The organism is Variovorax sp. CF313 (assembly GCF_000282635.1).
Lineage (GTDB): Bacteria > Pseudomonadota > Gammaproteobacteria > Burkholderiales > Burkholderiaceae_C > Variovorax.
This window is the reverse complement of the sequence record NZ_AKIW01000027.1, coordinates 19,506-37,769: the sequence shown is the minus strand read 5'-3', so window position 1 is coordinate 37,769 and position 18,264 is coordinate 19,506. Positions and strand designations below refer to the sequence as shown.

The following is an 18,264-nucleotide window of genomic DNA, read 5'->3' as shown; positions in this document are numbered from 1 at the left end:
AGGAGAATTTCGATGAACGATGCGAACACCACGCCCCATGTCTTGATCACCGGCGCCGCTGGCGCACTGGGCCGCGCCGTCGCTCAGCATTTCATCGACCAGGGCGCGCGCCTGGCGCTGGTCGACCACCATGCGGGCCGTCTTGCTGAAGTCTTTCCGGGCCTGGACAACTCGCAGCATCTCTTGCTGGCGGGCGACGTGACTTCCACCTCCGAGATGGCCGCCCTTGCGGAGCAGGCGCTCAAGTCCTTCGGCCGCATCGACGCACTGGTCCACATCGCGGGCGGATTCGAAATGGGCGAAGCGACGCATGCACTCACGCGCGCGAGCTGGGACCGGATGATGAATCTCAACGCATGGTCGTTCGTCGCCGTGACGCAGGCGGTGCTGCCCTCGATGATCGCGCGCCGCGCCGGCAGCGTCATCGCCGTGACGGCGAAGGTCGCGGCACGCGGCGTGCCGGCCATGGCCGCGTACATCGCTTCGAAGAGTGCGCTGCAGCGCCTGGTGGAAGCCATGGCAGCCGAGGCTTCGCCGCACGGCGTCAACATCAACAGCGTGGCTCCCAGCGTGCTCGATACGCCAGCCAACCGGCAGGCGATGCCCGATGCAAACCCGGCCGACTGGGTGTCTACCTCGGTCGCGGCGCAGACCATTGGCTTCCTCGCATCGCCGGCGGCTGCGGCGCTGCATGGACAGCATCTGACGCTGGATACCTGAGCCGGAAAAAGAAAAGGCCCTGGCAGATGCCAAGGCCTTTCCTGTGTCGGTTGGTGGAGAGGAGGAGGATCGAACTCCCGACCTCCGCATTGCGAACGCGGCGCTCTCCCAGCTGAGCTACCCCCCCAACACAAGCCGAATTTTAACCAAAACTCCGTCTCGGCGCACGCTGGCGTGCCAAGATGCGCGCCTCGCAAAACACGGAGAAAAAGCGCATGGCCCCGTTCGATCCCGCCTGGCTGGAGGGCATGTACAACAACCTCGCACGGGTCAAGGACCACCCCGCCTACTTCGAGCGCTGGGCACGTGAATCCGCCGCGGTGCGCGAGGCCTTGCCCGCGCGGATCGACGTGCCCTATGGCCAGAGCGTGAACGAAACGCTCGACATCTTTCCGGCACCCGTGCCCGACGCTCCCGTGCTGGTTTTCATCCACGGCGGCTACTGGCGCGCCATGGACAAGAAAGACCATTCCTTCATCGCGCCCGCGTTCAATGACCGCGGCATCTGCGTGGTCCAGCCCAACTACGCGCTGTGTCCCGGCACGCCGCGGCGGCCCGTCACGGTGCCCGGCATCCTGCTGCAGATGGTGCGTGCGCTCGAGTGGACATGGCGCCACGTCGCGGCCCATGGCGGCAATCCCTCGCGGATCACCGTCGCTGGCCATTCGGCTGGTGGGCACATGGCGGCGGCGCTGCTGGCCTGCGACTGGAAAGCGGTCGCCTCCGACCTGCCTGCGCTGCTCGTGCGCAATGCGCTGTCGATCTCGGGCCTCTACGACCTTCGCCCGCTGCAGCGCACGCCGTTCCTTGAAAACACACTGAAGCTGAGCGACGCGGACGCCCTGCGCGCCAGCCCCGCCCTGTGGCCAGCACCGAAACGTGGGCAGCTCTACGCAGTTGCAGGCGGCGAGGAGAGCGAGGAGTTCATCCGCCACAACGTGATGATCCGCGAGGCGTGGGGGCGCAACACCGTGCCGGTGTGCGAGGTGCTTCCAGGGCTCGACCACTTCGGCGTGGTCGATGCGCTCGCCGATCCGGCCCACGCGCTGCACCGGCACGCGGTGCAGTTGCTCGAGGCCTGACCGGCAGTGCCCGGGCTTACATCAACAGATGTTCGCCCGCGTTGTCTCCGCCCAGGGTGACGTAGTTGACCTTGCGGATGTCCATCAGCGCGCGCCCGCCCGCGTAGCTGATCGAGCTCTGCACGTCCTGCTCCATCTCGACCAGCGTGTCGGCCAGCTTGCCCTTGATGGGTTCGAGGATGCGCTTGCCCTCGACGTGCTTGTACTCGCCCTTGTTGAAGTCGCTGGCGGAGCCGTAGTACTCCTTGAACAGCGCGCCATCGACCTCGACCGTCTTGCCGGGCGACTCCTCGTGCCCCGCGAACAACGAACCAATCATGACCATCGACGCGCCGAAGCGCACGCTCTTGGCAATGTCGCCGTGGTCGCGGATGCCGCCGTCCGCAATGATCGGCTTGGTCGCGACGCGCGCGCACCACTTGAGCGCCGACAGCTGCCAGCCGCCCGTGCCGAAGCCGGTCTTGAGCTTGGTGATGCAGACCTTGCCCGGGCCGATGCCGACCTTGGTCGCGTCCGCGCCCCAGTTCTCGAGGTCGATCACTGCTTCGGGCGTGCCGACGTTGCCGGCAATCACGAAGGCCTTCGGCAGCTTTTGCTTGAGGTAGCCGATCATGTTCTTCACGCTGTCGGCGTGGCCGTGCGCGATGTCGATCGTGACGTACTCGGGCACGAGGCCTTGCGCCACCATCTGGTCGACGGTGTCGTAGTCGGGCTTCTTCACGCCGAGCGAGATGGACGCGAACACGCCCTTGCCTTGCATCTCCTTGACGAACTTCACGTTGTCGAGGTCGAAGCGGTGCATCACGTAGAAGTAGCCGTTCTGCGCCAGCCACAGGCAGATCGATTCGTCGACCACCGTTTTCATGTTGGCGGGCACCACCGGCAGGCGGAAGCTGCGCTCGCCCAGCGTCACGCTGGTGTCGCACTCGGAGCGGCTCTCTACGCGGCACTTGCGTGGGAGCAAAAGGATGTTGTCGTAATCGAAAATCTGCATGACCAGGCTCCTGAAAGGAATCGTTGAAAGGAACGAATGAGCGCTTGGTCCGGCCGGCTTTCGCGGTACGTTCTTGCAAGAAGACGCCCACAAAAAACCGGGCGCAAGAATCTTGGGCCCGGTGATTGATTTTACGCGGCCTCGCAAAGGCAGGTCTTCCGATTCTTCATATAACCCGCATACGCAGTGGTTTCTACAATCGCAGGATGTTGTTTCACGATCCTGCGGCTGACGCCCACCCTCCCGCACTGCCGCTGCTCCAGAACCTGAACGCGGAGCAACTCGCCGCGGTCACGCTGCCCGAGGGCAACGCGCTGATCCTGGCCGGCGCCGGCTCCGGCAAGACGCGCGTGCTCACCACCCGCATCGCATGGCTGCTGCAGACGGGGCAGGTCTCCGCCGGCGGCATCCTCGCCGTGACCTTCACCAACAAGGCCGCCAAGGAAATGATGACGCGCCTGACGGCGATGCTGCCCGTCAATGTGCGCGGCATGTGGATCGGCACTTTCCACGGCCTGTGCAACCGCCTGCTGCGCGCGCACTGGAAGCTGGCCAACCTGCCGTCGACTTTCCAGATCCTCGACACGCAGGACCAGCTCTCGGCCATCAAGCGCCTGATGAAGCAGTTCAATGTCGACGACGAGCGCTTCCCGGCCAAGCAGACGCAATGGTTCATCGCCGGCGCCAAGGAAGACGGCCTGCGCCCCGACGCTGTCGAAGTCCGCAGCGACGACGACCGCAAGAAGGTCGAGCTCTATCGTCTCTATGAAGAGCAATGCCAGCGCGAAGGCGTGGTCGACTTCGGCGAGCTCATGCTGCGCAGCTACGAGCTGCTGCGCGACAACGACCCGGTGCGCGAGCACTACCAGCGGCGCTTCCGCCACATCCTGATCGACGAGTTCCAGGACACCAACCGCCTGCAGTACGCGTGGATCAAGATGCTCGCGGGCAACACCGCCGCGGGCCAGTTCGAGCCGGGCCGCAACAGCGTGATCGCCGTGGGCGACGACGACCAGAGCATCTACGCCTTTCGCGGTGCGCGCGTGGGCAACATGACCGACTTCGTGCGCGAGTTCAACGTCACGCATCAGATCAAGCTGGAGCAGAACTACCGCAGCTACAGCAACATCCTCGACTCGGCCAACGAGCTCATCAGCCACAACAAGAAGCGCCTCGGCAAGAACCTGCGCACCGACCAAGGCCCCGGCGAGCCGGTGCGCGTGTACGAATCGCCCACCGACCTCGCCGAGGCCCAGTGGATGGTCGAGGAAATGCGCCAGCTCGTGCGCGATGGCTTCGATCGGAAAGAGATGGCCGTGCTCTACCGCAGCAATGCGCAGAGCCGGGTGATCGAAACGGCGCTCTTCAATGCATCGGTGCCTTACCGCGTGTACGGCGGCCTGCGTTTCTTCGAGCGCGCCGAAATCAAGCACGCGCTGGCCTACCTGCGCCTGCTCGAGAACAAGGACGACGACACCAGCTTCCTGCGCGTGGTCAACTTCCCGCCGCGCGGCATCGGCGCGCGCACGCTCGAAACCCTGCAGGATGCGGCGCGCGCGGCCGGCCGTTCGCTGCACGATGCAGTGAGCGTGGTCGGCGGCAAGGCCGGCGCGAACCTCACGGGCTTCGTCGCCAAGATCGACGTGCTGCGCGAGCAAACCCAGGGTGTGAGCCTGCGTGAGATCATCGAGCTGGTGCTCGACCACAGCGGCCTCGTCGAGCACTACAAGGCCGACCGCGAAGGCGCCGACCGCATCGAGAATCTGGAGGAACTCGTGAACGCGGCAGAGAGCTTCGTCACGCAGGAAGGCTTCGGCCGCGACGCCGTGGCGCTGCCGGTCGACGAGCTGCGCCAGTCGCCCGCGAGCCAGGGCATCGACCTGACCCGCCCGGTGGTCGACGAGCCGCTCGCGCCCGACGCCGAAACCGGCGAGACCCTGAGCCCGCTGGCCGCCTTCCTTACGCACGCCGCCCTCGAATCGGGCGACAACCAGGCGCAGGCCGGGCAGGACGCGGTGCAGCTCATGACCGTGCATGCCGCCAAGGGCCTGGAGTTCGACTGCGTGTTCATCACCGGTATGGAAGAGGGCCTGTTCCCGCACGAGAACTCGATGAGCGACTTCGAGAGCCTCGAGGAAGAGCGCCGCCTGATGTACGTGGCGATCACGCGTGCCCGCAAGCGCCTTTACCTGAGCCATTCGCAGACGCGCATGCTGCACGGCCAGACCCGCTACAACGTCAAGAGCCGCTTCTTCGACGAGCTGCCCGAGGGCGCGCTCAAGTGGCTCACGCCCAAGAACCAGGGCTTCACGCCGTCGGCCTTCGGCTATGGCGGCGGCTACGCGAGCACGCGCGGCGGTGGTGGCGGCTACGGCGGTGGTTATGGCGGCGGCAGCAACAGCCGCGACAAGGAAACTTTTGCCAGCCCACCCGTGCCGCCGCAGAAGACCGCGCCGTCGCACGGCCTGCGTTCAGGTATGCAGGTGTTCCACAACAAGTTCGGCGAAGGCACGGTGACCGCGCTCGAAGGCACGGGCGACGACGCGCGTGCGCAGGTCAAGTTCGCGCGGCATGGCGTGAAGTGGCTGGCGCTGTCGGTGGCCAAGCTCACGCCGATCTGAGCCGACCGCCAAGGGGGCAGCAGCCGCTTGCGGCGCTCAGTCGGGCTTGAAGGTGTCGCGGAAGGTGAACCAGTTCGACGCCTGCGCCATGGCGGCGAGCGCCAGCAGCGTGCCGACCATCAACACGTTGCCGACGGCCATCGCGCCGGCATCCGAGCCCAGCGAGCCCACCCCGATCACGACGGTAGCGATCAGCGCCACGCAGGCAAGGCTGATCAGGACCACGCCGCACCACACGAGCCAGAACAGCGCGTAGGCGCTGAAATTCCGGAACATCGCCACCAGGCTGAAGAAGATGCTCTTCACCGGCTCCACCTTGTGCCAGTGAACGAGCGCGGGGGCATGCCACATCGCCGCGACCAGCGGCAGCGTGAGGCACAGCTGAAGCATGTTGGCCACCTGGAAGCGGCTGCTTTCCAGCACTTCCTTCGCAGGAGCTTCGCCGAGGAAGTAGCTGCGCACGAACTGGCCGCCATCGACAACGGCCGTCGCGAGCACCGTCAGGAAGAAATACACCGCGGAAATCAGGCCGAGCACCACCAGCGAACGCCATTCCGTCCGCATGGCACGCGCCACTGCCAGAAACATGAGCGCGCCGGTCGGTTTTTTCACGTCGCCCGTGGCGTTGCCGTTGCCGGACGCGGAATCGGCCACCGACGCTGCGACCATGAAGGCGAGCGTGGAAAACGGCAGCAGCATGAGCGGAAGGAACCTGCCGACCAGCGGCAGTTGCGACACGCTGGAAATCACCGCCATGAACAGAAGGAACAGCGAGACGAAGGCCAGCGGCTGCCGCCAGAAATTCCGGAGCCCGAGGCGGACCCATTCGACGCCGGTTCGCGCCGGCACGAGGTTGAGTTTCATGTGTGTGGATCAGGCAGCCAGCAGCGGCTCGAAGGCCTGTGCCATGGCATGCGGGTAGGTGGCGCGATCGCGCAGCACGCGTTCGAAGTGCGCGGGGTCATGGGGCTTGAGCATGCTCGCCTCGCGCGGCAGATGGAAGTCCCAGAGCCGGGAAATCCAGAAGCGCAGCGCGGCGGCACGCAGCATTGCGGGCAGCAGGGCGCGTTCGGCGGCGTTCAGCGTTCGCACGGTTTCGTAGGCCGAGAGCAGCGCATCGGCGCGTCCGGCATCGTGCCGGCCGGTCGGCAGGTCGATGGCCCAGTCGTTCAGGCATACGGCCAGGTCGAACAGCCAGGTGTCGGTGCCGGCGAAGTAGAAGTCGAACACGCCGGTCAGGCGCGGTGCGGCACCGGCGTCGCCATCGGTCGCGAACATCACGTTGTCGCGGAACATGTCGGCATGCACCGGGCCGCGCGGCAGGGCCGCATAGGCCGACGATTCGGCGACGTGGTTCTGGTAGGCCAGTTCGGCGCGCAGCAGGGCAGCCTGCGGCTCTTCGATGTACGGCAGCACCACCGGCACCGTCTCGTTCCACCAGGGCAGGCCGCGCAGGTTCGGCTGGATGCGGGGGTAGTCGCGCCCCGCGAGGTGCATGCGTGCCAGCATCGCACCCAGTTCGGCGCAATGCGCCGCACCGGGCGCCAGTTCGCTGCGGCCCGAGAGTTTCTGCACCACCGCCGCGGGCTTGCCGGCCACGATGTGCAGCAGGTCGCAAGAGGCTTCGGCGGGTACGGGAGGCTGGCTTTTCCTGGGCTTCTCGGCGGCGACAGGCTCCGCCGCCGCCACAGGCGCGGGCACCGGCAGGCCGGCGGCCGCCAGGTGCTGCATCAGGCAAAGGTAGTAAGGGAGCTGCCCGGCGCTCAGGCGCTCGAACAGCGTCAGCACGAACTCGCCGGACTCGGTGGTCGCGAAGTAGTTGGTGTTCTCGATGCCGCCTTCGATGCCGCGCAGTTCGCGCAGCGGGCCCAGGCCCAGGCGTTGGACGAGCGCGTCTGCCTCGCCGAAACCGACTTCGGTGAAAACTGCCATGGCGGTACTCAGCGCCGGGTTGCTGGTTCGAAAACGGAAAGGGAAGAGCGCAGCACGGTCAGAACTTCATCACGTTCCAGACGCGGGGGCCGTTGGCGCCCGTTTCGGACGAGCCCTGGCGCCCCGTGGCGGCGTCGGCGGGCAGCACTTCGTAGCCCGGCACGTTCGACTTGGGCTTGACGTTGATGCTTTGCGTGCGGCCGCCGTAGCGGACTTCGTCGACCGATGCGCCGCTGTCCTCGGTGTGGATGTTCTCGACCTTCTGGTTGCGTCGGCCCTCGGTTTTGGCCTGCTCCTGATTTTGTAGCGAATTGGCCGGAGCCGCCGCGGGGGCAGACGCGGGCTGCTGCGCCTGCACGGCGGCAAAGGGGGCTGCGAAAGCCAGCGCCAGCAGGATGCGGCGGGCGACCAGGAGTGTGGAGCTAGGCATGCATCGATTGTAGGCGCGGCCCCGATCCTTGGGCGTCGGCTGGAGCCTCGTGCCGTCGTGGTTCGGAGCGCTGCTGCGGGCACGGCAAAATGGCCCGATGACCGACAAGAAAACGCTGCTGCTCGTCGATGGCTCGAGCTATCTCTACCGCGCCTTCCACGCCATGCCCGATCTGCGGGCCGTGCCCGGCGACTCCAAGAGCCCGGCGACCGGCGCCATCCGGGGAATGATCAACATGATGACCGCGCTGCGCCGCGAGGTGCGCGCGGACTACGCGGCCTGCATCTTCGATGCGCCCGGCAAGACCTTCCGCGACGACTGGTACCCCGAGTACAAGGCCAATCGCTCGCCGATGCCCGACGACCTGCGCAGCCAGATCGACCCCATCCACGAGGTGGTGAAGCTGCTCGGCTGGCCCGTGCTCAGCGTGCCCGACGTGGAGGCCGACGACGTCATCGGCACGCTCGCCAAGATCGCCGCCGCGCAGGGTGTCGAGGTGATCGTGTCCAGTGGCGACAAGGACCTGAGCCAGCTGGTCGACGAGCACATCACCATCATCGACACGATGAACGGCAAGAAGCGCGACGTGGCGGGCGTGACGGCGGAGTTCGGTGTGCCGCCGAACCTGATGATCGACTACCAGACGCTGGTCGGCGATTCGGTCGACAACGTGCCCGGCGTCGAGAAGGTCGGCCCCAAGACGGCGGCCAAGTGGCTGCTCGAATACGGCTCGCTCGATGCACTGATCGAACGGTCCACCGAGGTCAAGGGCGCGGCCGGTGAAAACCTGCGCAAGGCGCTCGACAAGCTGCCGCTGAGCAGGCGCCTCGTCACCATTCGCACCGACTGCGACCTCGATGGCCACGTTGTCGGCCTTCCGTCGCTGGACGGGCTGCCCGTGGGGGCGCCGCAGACCGCCGAGCTCAAGCCCTTCTACGAGAAGTTCGGCTTCAAGAGCCTGGTCAAGGCGCTCGAAGCGCAGGAAGTGCCGCCCGAGCTGATCGAGGAGAGCCTCAAGAAGAAGGCTGCCTCCCGGGCCGATAGCGACCAGGGCGGCCTGTTCGACGAACCCTCCGGGCTCGAAGCTCTGGAGGCCGCTTCCCCCGCAAGCAACCTCAAGTACGACACGATCACGACCTGGGCGCAGTTCGACGCCTGGCTCGCGAAGCTCGAAGCCGCCGAACTCGCGGCCATCGACACCGAAACCACTTCGCTCGACGAGATGGTCGCGCAGATCGTCGGCGTGAGCTTCAGCGTCACGCCCGGCGAAGCGGCCTACATCCCGCTGACCCACAACTACCCCGATGCGCCGGAGCAGCTGCCCATCGACGAGGTGCTCGCCAGGCTCAAGCCCTGGCTCGAGAACGGCGCGAAGAAGAAGCTCGGCCAGCACATCAAGTACGACCGCCATGTGTTCGCCAACCACGGCATCGAGGTGCAGGGCTATGCGCACGACACCATGCTGCAGAGCTATGTGCTCGAAGTGCACAAGCCGCACGGCCTCTCCAGCCTGGCCGAGCGCCACCTCGGCCGCAGCGGCATTTCGTACGAAGACCTGTGCGGCAAGGGCGCGCACCAGATCCCGTTCAGCCAGGTCGACATCGCCAAGGCCGCCGAGTATTCGTGCGAGGACAGCGACCAGACGCTCGACGTGCACAACACGCTGTGGCCCCAGCTGGAGAGGAATGAAAAGCTGCGCTTCGTCTACCAGCTCGAAATGGATTCGAGCGAGGCGCTCTACCGCGTCGAGCGCAACGGCGTGCTGATCGACGCACCCACGCTCGCCGCACAGAGCCACGAACTCGGCACGCGCATCATGGCGCTTGAGCAGGAGGCCTACGACATCGCGGGCCAGCCCTTCAACCTCGGTTCGCCCAAGCAGATCGGCGAGATCTTCTTCACCAAGCTGGGCCTGCCCGTGGTCAAGAAGACGCCGAGCGGCGCACCCAGCACCGACGAGGAAGTGCTCGAGAAACTGGCCGAGGATTACCCGCTGCCGGCCAAGATCCTCGAGCACCGCGGCCTGTCGAAGCTCAAGGGCACCTACACCGACAAGCTCGGCCAGCTCGCCAACCCGCGCACCGGCCGCGTGCACACGCACTACGCGCAGGCCGTGGCCGTAACGGGCCGCCTGAGCAGCAACGACCCCAACCTGCAGAACATCCCGATCCGCACGCCCGAAGGCCGCCGCGTGCGCGAGGCCTTCGTGGCGCCCGCCGGCAGCGTGATCGCCAGCGCCGACTACTCGCAGATCGAGCTGCGCATCATGGCCCACATCAGCGGCGACGAGTCGCTGCTGCGCGCCTTCACCGAAGGCATCGACGTGCACCGCGCCACGGCCGCGGAGGTGTTCGGCTCCACGCCAGACCAGGTGTCGAGCGAGCAGCGCCGCTATGCCAAGGTCATCAACTTCGGGCTGATCTACGGCATGAGCAGCTTCGGCCTGGCAAAGAACCTCGGCATCGAGACCAAGGCCGCGGCCTCATACATCGAGCGCTACTTCGCGCGCTACCCGGGCGTGAAGGCCTACATGGACGAGACCAAGGCGCTCGCCAAGGAGCAGGGCTATGTGGAAACCGTGTTCGGCCGCCGCCTGTACCTGCCCGAGATCAACTCGCCCAACGGCCCGCGTCGCGGCGGCGCCGAGCGCGCGGCCATCAATGCGCCGATGCAGGGCACGGCGGCCGACCTCATCAAGCTCAGCATGGTGAAGGTACAGAACGTGCTTGACGAAGAGAAGCGCGGCACCAGGATGATCATGCAGGTGCACGACGAACTGGTGTTCGAAGTGCCCGAGGCGGAGATCGAATGGGTGCGCACCGAAATCCCGCGTCTCATGGCCGGCGTGGCCGCGCTGAAGGTGCCGCTGCTGGCCGAGATCGGCGTCGGTCCCAACTGGGACAAGGCGCATTGAGGCGTACTGAAAAAGAGACAACGAAGGAAGCACACAAGCACATGAAATTCCCGCATCGCCAATTCCTGCTCGCCGCCGCCTGCGCGGCCTTCCTGGGCTGCGCCTTTGCCGCGCCCGACGCCCGCATCGCCGCGCTCGCCGCCAAGGAAAAGCCCGCGCTGCTCGACACGCTCAAGGAGCTGGTCTCCATCGAATCGGGCAGTCGCGACCTCGACGGGCTCGAAAAGATCTCCGACCTCGTCGCCGCGAAGTTCAAGGCGCTGGGCGGCGAGGTCGAACTGATCGATCCGAGCGCCGAGGCCTACCGCATGGAAGACACGCCCGAGAAGATCGGCCGCGTGGTGCGCGCCACCTTCAAGGGCACGGGCAAGAAGAAGATCCTGCTGATCGCGCACATGGACACGGTCTACACCGTGGGCATGCTCGACAAGCAGCCGTTCCGCATCGAAGGCGACAAGGCCTACGGCCTGGGCATTGCCGACGACAAGCAGGGCGTGGCGGTCATCACGCACATCGTGTCGATGCTGCAGGCAATGAAATTCAAGGAGTACGGCACGCTCACCGTGCTGATCAACGGCGACGAGGAAATCAGTTCGCCCGGCGCGCGCGCGCTCATCACGCGCATGGGCGGCGAGCACGATGCGGTGCTGTCCTTCGAAGGTGCCTATGTGAAGGAAGACAAGCTTTCGCTCGCCACGGCGGGCATCGCCTCGGTCACGCTGCACGTCACGGGCAAGGCCTCGCACGCGGGCTCGGCACCCGAGCTGGGCGTGAACGCGCTGTACGAGCTGTCGCACCAGATCCTGCAGATGCGCGACCTGTCCGATCCGGCCACCGGACTGAAGATGAACTGGACCATCTCCAAGTCGGGCAGCAACCGCAATGTGATTCCGGCCAGCGCCACAGCGGGTGCCGATGTGCGCGTGCTGAAGGTCAGCGACTACGACCGCATCGAGCAGCAGGTGAACGAGCGCGTGAAGAAGCAGCTCATTCCCGAGGCCAAGGTCGAGCTGAAGTTCGAGCGCCGCCGTCCGCCGCTCGAAGCCACCGACGCCTCGCGCGCCCTGGCCCGCCATGCGCAGCAGATCTACAAGGACGAGCTCGGCCGGCCGCTGGGCGCCGACGACAAGGCCGCCGGCGGCGGCACCGACGCGGCCTTCGCGGCGCTGAAGACCAAGGCGCCCGTCATCGAGCGCTTCGGCCTGCAGGGCTTCGGCGCGCACTCGGCCGATGCCGAATACGTGCTGATCGATTCGATCGAACCGCGCCTGTACCTCGGCACCCGCATGGTCATGGACATCGCGCGCGCGAAATGAACCCGCCCCCAGTCTTCGCGCACTTCGTGTCGCTTCGCCCACCCTCTGCGGGGGGCAACACCGGTGGCCCGGCGAAGCCGGTTCCACGGTGTTCCGCGAAAAAGTCATCGAGCCGCTGATTCAGCATGCGCCTGCGTCACATCGAGGTCTTCAACGCGATCATGCTCACGGGCAGCGTGAGCGCGGCCGCGCGGCTCATCAACATCACGCAGCCGGCGGTCAGCCGCACGCTGCAGCATGCCGAGCTGCAACTGGGCTTTCCGCTGTTCCAGCGCGCCAAGGGCCGGCTCACGCCGACCACCGAGGCCCTCACGCTGTACCCGCACATCGAGCGGCTGTTCGCACAGCTCGACGAGGTGCAGCGGCTGGCGGCCAACCTGCGCACCGCGGGCGACACGGGCGAGTTGCGCATCCTCAGCGTGCTGGCGCTGAGCTACGACATCCTGCCGCGCGCGCTCAAGGCGTTTCGCGAAAAGCATCCGGGCTATGCGATCACCGTCGAGTCGCTGCACTCGCCGCAGATCATGTCGGCGCTGCTGCTGCAGGAGGCCGACGTGGGCTTCGCCTTCAGCCCCGCCGTGCATCCCTCGCTCACGCAGGAGACGCTGGCCGACAGCCGCATGGTGTGCGTCGCGCCCAAGGGCATGCTGCCGCGCGCGCTGGTGCGCAACGGGTCGGTGGCGCTGCACGACCTCGTCAACCGCCCGGTGATCGGCCTCGACAGCCGCGACCCCGTCGGCACCAGCCTGAGCCAGGCCTGCCGGCAGGCGGGCGTGGGCTTCCAGCAGGCGGTGGTCACGGTACAGACCTATCACGCGGCGCTGGCCATGGCGCACCACGGCATCGGTGTGGCGCTGGTCGATGGCTGCACGGCGCGCTCGGCGGACCGCGAGAAGGTCGACGTGCTGACGCTGGAGCCGCATATTCCGGTGCCGATCCGCGCGCTGCGCTTCGCGGCACGGCCCGATTCGGTGGCGGTGCGCGGCATCACCCGCTGCATGCAGCAGGCGATTCAGGAAAACATCTAGTTCAGGCCTGCAAGTCCTGTGCGATCTGCAGCGCCGAGCCGAACGCCAGCGTGAACCCCAGCGCGCCATGGCCCGTGTTGAACAGCATGTTCGACGGTGCGCTCGGCAGCCGCCCGATGATCGGCAGCCCCGTCGGCGTAGCGGGCCGCATGCCCGTCCAGGGATGCAGTTCTTCCAGCCGGCTCGCATGCGGAAAGAGGGCGCGGGTCGCGGCTGACAGCGTCTCGATGCGCGTGGCCGGAATGCTCGCGTCGTGTCCCACGAGCTCGGCCATGCCCGCCACGCGCAGGCGTGAGCCGATGCGCGCGAACACCACCTTGCGTGCGCTGTCGGTCACGTTCACATGCGGGGCGGCGCCGGGCGCCGGATCGACGTCGACCGTGATGCTGTAGCCCTTGAGCGGGTACACCGGCAGGTAGGCGCCGAGTGCGCGGCCGAGCTTGTGCGAGGCCGAGCCCAGCGCCATCACGAAAGTATCGGCTTCCACGTCGCCGTTGCTGGTCCGTGCCGCGGCGATGCGGTCTTCGCTGCGCGCAAAGCCATTCACGTCGGCGCCGAGCATGAAGCGCACGCCGCGCGCACTCAGTGCGCGCATCAGCTCGGCGCACACCTTGAGGCAGTCGGCTGCACATTCGCTCGGCGTGTAGACGGCGCCCGCCATCTGGCCGCGGTAGCCGGCGAGCGCGGGCTCGATGGCGATGCATTCGTCGGGCGTCACCAACCGCTGTTCGCTACCCATGGCGCGCTGCAGTTCAAGCTGCGCGCGTGCACCCTCGAGCGACGCCGAGTTGCCGTACAGCACCAGTTTCCCGGTGGCCGAGAAATCGCAGTCGGGCGCGATGTCGGCCTGCATCGCCTCGAACCCGGTGCGGCTCGATGCGGCCAGCGCCAGCAGCCTGGCCGTCGTGTCGCGCGACGTCTGTGCGTTGCAGGCGGCAAGAAAGGCCATGCCCCAGCGCCACTGCAGCGGATCGAGTTGCGGCCGCAGCTTCAGCGGCGAGGTGGGCGACAGCAGCAGCTTGGGCAACTGCTTCCAGATCGACGGATCGGCCAGCGGCTGCACGTACGAATAGCTGAGCTGCGCGCCATTGCCGCCGCTTGCACCTGCGCCGGGGCCGGCACGGTCGATCACGGTGACCTGATGGCCCTGGCGTTCGAGCTGCCAGGCGGTGGCAAGGCCCACGATGCCGGCACCGAGCACACACACATGCATGGAGGCAACTTTCCGGAGGTTGAGATCAGAGCCAAGACTGTAGGAGGACGCGGCCCCGGCAGGAAATGCCAAAAGAAGCCTCGCCCATAACCTTTGGGCATGGGTCGGATTTCAATTGGAATTGTCGCTTTGCGTCACTCCTTCCTACACTGGCCGCCTGTTCAATCCAACCGAATGAGGGCTCGAATGAAACTTTCCGTCCTGATGGCTTCGATGGCCGCCGCGGTGCTTTTCACCGCCACGGGCGCGCAGGCCGCCGACACGCTCGCCAAGATCGCCGAGTCCGGCAAGATCACGCTCGCCTACCGCGAGTCGTCGGTGCCCTTCAGCTATCTCGATGGCCCCAACAAGCCGATCGGGTTTTCGGTGGAGCTCTCCAACGCTGTGGTCGAAGCAGTGAAGAAGAAGCTGAACAAGCCCAACCTGCAGGTCGCGCTGATGCCCGTCACTTCGCAAAACCGCATTCCGCTGATCACCAACGGCACCGTCGACCTGGAGTGCGGCTCCACCACCAACAACTCCGCACGCGGCAAGGACGTGGCCTTTGCCATCAATCACTTCTATACCGGTACGCGCCTGCTGGTGAAGAAGTCTTCGAAGATCAAGGACTACGCCGACCTCGCGAAGAAGACCGTGGCGAGCACCACCGGCACCACCAACGCGCTGGTCATGCGCAAGTACAACACCGAGAAGAACCTTGGCATGGACATCGTGCTCGGCAAGGACCACGCGGATTCGTTCCTGCTGGTGGAAAGCGATCGCGCCGTGGCCTTCGCCATGGACGACATCCTGCTGTTCGGCCTGATCGCCAATTCCAAGACGCCGGCCGACTTCGAGGTGGTGGGCGAGCCGCTGCAGGTCGAGCCCTATGCCTGCATGCTGCCCAAGGACGACCCGGCCTTCAAGAAGCTGGTGGACGACACCTTCGCCGGCATGATGAAGAGCGGCGAGTTCGAGAAGCTCTACAACAAGTGGTTCATGCAGCCGATCCCGCCGAAGAACGTGCCGCTGAACCTGCCGATGAGCCCGCAGCTGAAGGAAAACCTGAAGGCCCTCAGCGACAAGCCCGCTACTTGAGCTCGCCCCCAGGCCGCGCGCACTTCGTGTCGCTTCGCCAACCCCCTACCGGGGGGCAATACCAGCGGCCCGGCAAAGCCGGTTCCGCGGTATTCCTGAAAAGAGAAAGATCATGGCTTCGACGAACGTTGTAGGCATCTTGGGGGGCATGGGCCCCGCGGCGGGCGCTGACTTCGTGCGGCTCTTCGTGCAGGCCTGCGCGCAGCAGATGCGCTCGCGCGGCGAGCCGGTGCGCGACCAGGCCTTTCCCGAGCACTGGCTCGCGCAGGTGCCGGTGCCCGACCGCACCGACGCGCTGGCTTCGGCCGAGCAGGGCGCGCATCAGCCGCTCGAACCGATGCTGCAGGCGCTGGGCCGCCTGGCCGCGCTGGGCAGCAGGGCCGTCGCCATTGCATGCAACACCGCGCATGCCTGGCACGCCAACCTGCAGGAGCGTTTTCCGCAGGTCGAGCTGCTGCACATGGCGCGCGAAACGGCGCGCCACGTGGCCGAGCAGGGCGCGGCCGGCGTGGCGCTGATGGCCACCGAAGGCACCTACCGCGTGCGGCTCTACGAACAGGCGCTGGCCGACGCGGGCCTGGGCTGCCACGTGCCGCTGCCCGAGGAGCGCCGGACCATCATGCGGGGCATCTTCGACGGCGTGAAGGCCGGCAACATGCCGCTCGCCGAGCAGTGCTTCTCCGAGGTGGCCCTGAAGCTCGCCGAACGCCACGGCCCCGTCACCATCATCATGGGCTGCACCGAGGTGCCGCTGGGGCTGCAAGGCTCTGCGGCCGTGGCCGGGCTGGACCTGGTCGATCCCGCGCAGGTGCTGGCCGCTGCGCTGGCGTGCCGGGCGTACGCGTCGCACCAACCCCACTGAATTTCAGGGCTTGGAGGGGCAGGGCCGATTTCGCCTACATTGCGGCGTGCGTTTTCCATGGCGCCACGCCCCATTGTTCGACGATTCAACTGGAGCCCTTCCCATGTCCCTCGACGACAGCCGTTCCGACTTCGATTCGCTTCGCCCCGGCGAGAGCACCGGGCAGGGCGCCACGCGCCGCACCGCGCTCAAGGCCGCCATCGGCGTGGGCTACGCGGCTGCCGTGTTGCCGGTGATGGCGCAGACCGCCATCAGCACCACGGCCGAAGGCCTGAAGGCCGGCCCCATCAAGTACACCGTCAACGGCTTCGAGGTGCCCGCCTACGCGGCCGCGCCAGAAGGTAAGACCGGCCTGCCGGTGATCCTGGTGATCCAGGAAATCTTCGGCGTGCACGAGTACATCGCCGACACCTGCCGCCGCTTCGCCCAACTCGGCTACATGGCCATCGCTCCCGAGCTGTATGCGCGCCAGGGCGACCCGCGCGGTTACACCGACATTCCGAAGCTGCAGGCCGACATCGTCACCAAGGTGCCCGACGCGCAGGTCATGGCCGACCTCGACGGCGCGCTGGCCTATGCCAGGGCCAACGGCGGCGACACCGGCAAGGCCGGCATCACCGGCTTCTGCTGGGGCGGTCGCATCGTCTGGCTCTATGCCGCCACCGGCAAGGTCAAGGCGGGCGTGGCCTGGTACGGCCGGCTGGTCGGGCAGGCCAGCGTACTGACGCCGAAACACCCGATCGACATCGCCGCCGGCCTGCAGGCGCCGGTGCTCGGCCTGTACGGTGGAAAAGACCAGGGCATCCCTCTTGACACGGTTGATAAGATGAAAGCAGCTCTGGCCACCGGAACCCCGGCGGCCAAGGCGTCGAGCTTCGTCGTGTATCCCGAAGCAGGCCATGCATTCCACGCCGACTACCGCCCGAGCTATGTCAAGAGCGCGGCGGAAGACGGCTGGCAACGCGCCACGGCCTGGTTCAAAGCCAATGGCGTCGCCTGAAGACGGCGCCTTGTAGCCACCCCGCCGAAGGCCGTCCGCGTGACGGCCTTTCTCTTTTTATGAACGGTATGCGGCCCTGACGGCCGCTCTTCTTGTGCAAGCCCAGCTATGAATTTGATAGTCATCATCGCGGCGACCCTGGTTGCCGGTATCGGGAGCGTCTGGCTCGCGGCCCTGTTGTTGAAGGTGGGTGTGCGCAGCGGGTCGGGCGGCGTGAACCCGCAGCACCTGCTGAGCCTGGCGGCCGGCGCGCTGCTGGCCACTGCCTTCATGCACCTGCTGCCCGAAGCCTTCGAAAGCCGCATCGAGCCGGCGCTGCTGTTCGCCGTGCTGCTGTTCGGGCTGGTGTTCTTCTTCCTGCTCGACAAGGCCGAGCTGTGGCACCACGGGCATGAGCATCACCATGGCGAGGAGAAGGGCGGGCACGACGGCCACGACCATGGCCACGAGCACTCGCACGCTCATGCACACGACCACGGGCCCCGCACCGGCGGGTGGGCCGTGCTCACGGGGGACAGCGTGCACTGCTTCGGCGACGGCATCCTGATCGCCTCGGCCTTCACCGCCGACCTGCGCCTCGGCCTGGTCGCCGCCATCGCGGTGCTGGCGCACGAAGTTCCGCATCACATCGGCGACCTCGTCGTGCTGCGCCAGAGTTCGGCCAACCAGCGCGCAGCGCTGGTGAAGGTGTCGCTGGCCGGCACCATGACCGCGCTGGGCGGCATCGCGGGCTGGTGGCTGATCGATCAGCTGCACAGCTGGCTGCCGTACTTCCTGGTGCTGGCTAGTAGTAGTTTTGTCTACGTGGCGCTGGCCGACCTGATTCCGCAACTGCAGAAGCGCCTGCCGGCGCGCCAGACCGCCGCGCAGATCCTGTGGCTGGCCGCGGGCATCGTGCTGGTCACGCTCGTGAGCCGGCTGGCACACGGCGAGCAAGGGCACGACCATGGCCACGACGACCCGGGCCACGGGGAGCACGGCCACGTGCACAAGGACTGACGGTCCTCCAGCTCCTGCAGGAAACTTCCCGACACCGATGCTGCGCGCCGGATGAACCGCAACGGTCGAAACAGGC

At 66.7% G+C, this 18,264-nt stretch carries 15 protein-coding genes and 1 tRNA gene; 10 read left to right on the top strand and 6 right to left on the bottom strand.

What is annotated here, in order from left to right:
- Window positions 1-12: 12 nt before the first annotated feature.
- Window positions 13-720: an SDR family NAD(P)-dependent oxidoreductase gene (locus PMI12_RS08835; protein WP_007831205.1), complete on the top strand. Its 708-nt coding sequence runs from the start codon at window positions 13-15 to the stop codon at window positions 718-720.
- Window positions 721-771: 51 nt separating this feature from the next.
- Here the strand turns inward: PMI12_RS08835 and PMI12_RS08830 are convergent.
- Window positions 772-847 (bottom strand) — tRNA-Ala (locus PMI12_RS08830).
- Window positions 848-935: 88 nt separating this feature from the next.
- On the opposite strand from PMI12_RS08830, the gene PMI12_RS08825 reads away from it, so the two are divergent.
- Window positions 936-1,802 carry an alpha/beta hydrolase gene (locus PMI12_RS08825; protein WP_007831203.1) on the top strand — a complete coding sequence of 289 codons (867 nt, stop codon included), beginning with the start codon at window positions 936-938 and terminating at the stop codon, window positions 1,800-1,802.
- A gap of 16 nt (window positions 1,803-1,818) precedes the next feature.
- On the opposite strand, the gene PMI12_RS08820 is transcribed toward PMI12_RS08825, so the two are convergent.
- Window positions 1,819-2,796 carry a GMP reductase gene (locus tag PMI12_RS08820; RefSeq protein WP_007831202.1) on the bottom strand — a complete coding sequence of 326 codons (978 nt, stop codon included), beginning with the start codon at window positions 2,794-2,796 and terminating at the stop codon, window positions 1,819-1,821.
- A 206-nt stretch (window positions 2,797-3,002) separates the two neighbouring features.
- On the opposite strand from PMI12_RS08820, the gene PMI12_RS08815 reads away from it, so the two are divergent.
- A complete protein-coding gene (locus PMI12_RS08815) occupies window positions 3,003-5,417 on the top strand; it encodes a UvrD-helicase domain-containing protein (RefSeq protein ID WP_007831201.1) in 2,415 nt (804 codons plus the stop codon).
- 36 nt (window positions 5,418-5,453) lie between these two features.
- Here PMI12_RS08815 and PMI12_RS08810 read toward each other — a convergent pair whose 3' ends face one another.
- From PMI12_RS08810 to PMI12_RS08800, 3 genes are read right to left on the bottom strand one after another with little or no spacing between them, the layout of a single operon-like run.
- Complete coding sequence (locus PMI12_RS08810; RefSeq protein ID WP_007831200.1) at window positions 5,454-6,281, bottom strand: BPSS1780 family membrane protein; 828 nt, start codon at window positions 6,279-6,281, stop codon at window positions 5,454-5,456.
- 9 nt (window positions 6,282-6,290) lie between these two features.
- Window positions 6,291-7,349, bottom strand: a complete 1,059-nt coding sequence (locus PMI12_RS08805; RefSeq protein ID WP_007831199.1) for a homoserine kinase — start codon at window positions 7,347-7,349, stop codon at window positions 6,291-6,293.
- Window positions 7,350-7,407: 58 nt separating this feature from the next.
- Window positions 7,408-7,779, bottom strand: coding sequence for a hypothetical protein (locus PMI12_RS08800; RefSeq protein ID WP_007831198.1), 372 nt, complete (start codon window positions 7,777-7,779; stop codon window positions 7,408-7,410).
- Between the two features lie 97 nt (window positions 7,780-7,876).
- Here PMI12_RS08800 and polA point away from each other — a divergent pair, with 97 nt between their 5' ends.
- The 3 genes from polA to PMI12_RS08785 all read left to right on the top strand — a co-directional run bounded on the left by polA (window position 7,877) and on the right by PMI12_RS08785 (window position 13,037).
- Entirely contained in the window at window positions 7,877-10,693 is a 2,817-nt protein-coding gene (polA, locus tag PMI12_RS08795; RefSeq protein WP_007831197.1) for a DNA polymerase I, read from the top strand.
- Between the two features lie 41 nt (window positions 10,694-10,734).
- Entirely contained in the window at window positions 10,735-12,009 is a 1,275-nt protein-coding gene (locus tag PMI12_RS08790) for a M20/M25/M40 family metallo-hydrolase (protein ID WP_007831196.1), read from the top strand.
- Window positions 12,010-12,134: 125 nt separating this feature from the next.
- The gene (locus PMI12_RS08785; protein WP_007831195.1) at window positions 12,135-13,037 is read left to right on the top strand and encodes a LysR family transcriptional regulator; all 903 of its coding nucleotides are present in this window, start codon (window positions 12,135-12,137) and stop codon (window positions 13,035-13,037) included.
- A 1-nt stretch (window position 13,038) separates the two neighbouring features.
- Here the strand turns inward: PMI12_RS08785 and PMI12_RS08780 are convergent, their stop codons facing one another.
- Window positions 13,039-14,250, bottom strand: coding sequence for a D-amino acid dehydrogenase (locus PMI12_RS08780; RefSeq protein WP_007831194.1), 1,212 nt, complete (start codon window positions 14,248-14,250; stop codon window positions 13,039-13,041).
- A 186-nt stretch (window positions 14,251-14,436) separates the two neighbouring features.
- On the opposite strand from PMI12_RS08780, the gene PMI12_RS08775 reads away from it, so the two are divergent.
- From PMI12_RS08775 to PMI12_RS08760, 4 genes are all read left to right on the top strand, one after another.
- A complete protein-coding gene (locus PMI12_RS08775; RefSeq protein WP_007831192.1) occupies window positions 14,437-15,327 on the top strand; it encodes a transporter substrate-binding domain-containing protein in 891 nt (296 codons plus the stop codon).
- Window positions 15,328-15,439: 112 nt separating this feature from the next.
- Window positions 15,440-16,189, top strand: a complete 750-nt coding sequence (locus PMI12_RS08770; RefSeq protein ID WP_007831190.1) for an aspartate/glutamate racemase family protein — start codon at window positions 15,440-15,442, stop codon at window positions 16,187-16,189.
- A 103-nt stretch (window positions 16,190-16,292) separates the two neighbouring features.
- The gene (locus PMI12_RS08765) at window positions 16,293-17,189 is read left to right on the top strand and encodes a dienelactone hydrolase family protein (RefSeq protein WP_007831187.1); all 897 of its coding nucleotides are present in this window, start codon (window positions 16,293-16,295) and stop codon (window positions 17,187-17,189) included.
- Between the two features lie 108 nt (window positions 17,190-17,297).
- Entirely contained in the window at window positions 17,298-18,188 is an 891-nt protein-coding gene (locus PMI12_RS08760; RefSeq protein ID WP_007831184.1) for a ZIP family metal transporter, read from the top strand.
- Window positions 18,189-18,264: the final 76 nt, after the last annotated feature.

What these genes read in the sequence shown, in the direction of transcription:
- PMI12_RS08835 (WP_007831205.1), top strand. Translation starts at nt 13, where the DNA reads ATGAACGATGCGAACACCACGCCCCATGTCTTGATCACCGGCGCCGCT.
- PMI12_RS08825 (WP_007831203.1), top strand. Translation starts at nt 936, where the DNA reads ATGGCCCCGTTCGATCCCGCCTGGCTGGAGGGCATGTACAACAACCTC.
- PMI12_RS08820 (WP_007831202.1), bottom strand. Translation starts at nt 2,796, where the DNA reads ATGCAGATTTTCGATTACGACAACATCCTTTTGCTCCCACGCAAGTGC.
- PMI12_RS08815 (WP_007831201.1), top strand. Translation starts at nt 3,003, where the DNA reads ATGTTGTTTCACGATCCTGCGGCTGACGCCCACCCTCCCGCACTGCCG.
- PMI12_RS08810 (WP_007831200.1), bottom strand. Translation starts at nt 6,281, where the DNA reads ATGAAACTCAACCTCGTGCCGGCGCGAACCGGCGTCGAATGGGTCCGC.
- PMI12_RS08805 (WP_007831199.1), bottom strand. Translation starts at nt 7,349, where the DNA reads ATGGCAGTTTTCACCGAAGTCGGTTTCGGCGAGGCAGACGCGCTCGTC.
- PMI12_RS08800 (WP_007831198.1), bottom strand. Translation starts at nt 7,779, where the DNA reads ATGCCTAGCTCCACACTCCTGGTCGCCCGCCGCATCCTGCTGGCGCTG.
- polA (WP_007831197.1), top strand. Translation starts at nt 7,877, where the DNA reads ATGACCGACAAGAAAACGCTGCTGCTCGTCGATGGCTCGAGCTATCTC.
- PMI12_RS08790 (WP_007831196.1), top strand. Translation starts at nt 10,735, where the DNA reads ATGAAATTCCCGCATCGCCAATTCCTGCTCGCCGCCGCCTGCGCGGCC.
- PMI12_RS08785 (WP_007831195.1), top strand. Translation starts at nt 12,135, where the DNA reads ATGCGCCTGCGTCACATCGAGGTCTTCAACGCGATCATGCTCACGGGC.
- PMI12_RS08780 (WP_007831194.1), bottom strand. Translation starts at nt 14,250, where the DNA reads ATGCATGTGTGTGTGCTCGGTGCCGGCATCGTGGGCCTTGCCACCGCC.
- PMI12_RS08775 (WP_007831192.1), top strand. Translation starts at nt 14,437, where the DNA reads ATGAAACTTTCCGTCCTGATGGCTTCGATGGCCGCCGCGGTGCTTTTC.
- PMI12_RS08770 (WP_007831190.1), top strand. Translation starts at nt 15,440, where the DNA reads ATGGCTTCGACGAACGTTGTAGGCATCTTGGGGGGCATGGGCCCCGCG.
- PMI12_RS08765 (WP_007831187.1), top strand. Translation starts at nt 16,293, where the DNA reads ATGTCCCTCGACGACAGCCGTTCCGACTTCGATTCGCTTCGCCCCGGC.
- PMI12_RS08760 (WP_007831184.1), top strand. Translation starts at nt 17,298, where the DNA reads ATGAATTTGATAGTCATCATCGCGGCGACCCTGGTTGCCGGTATCGGG.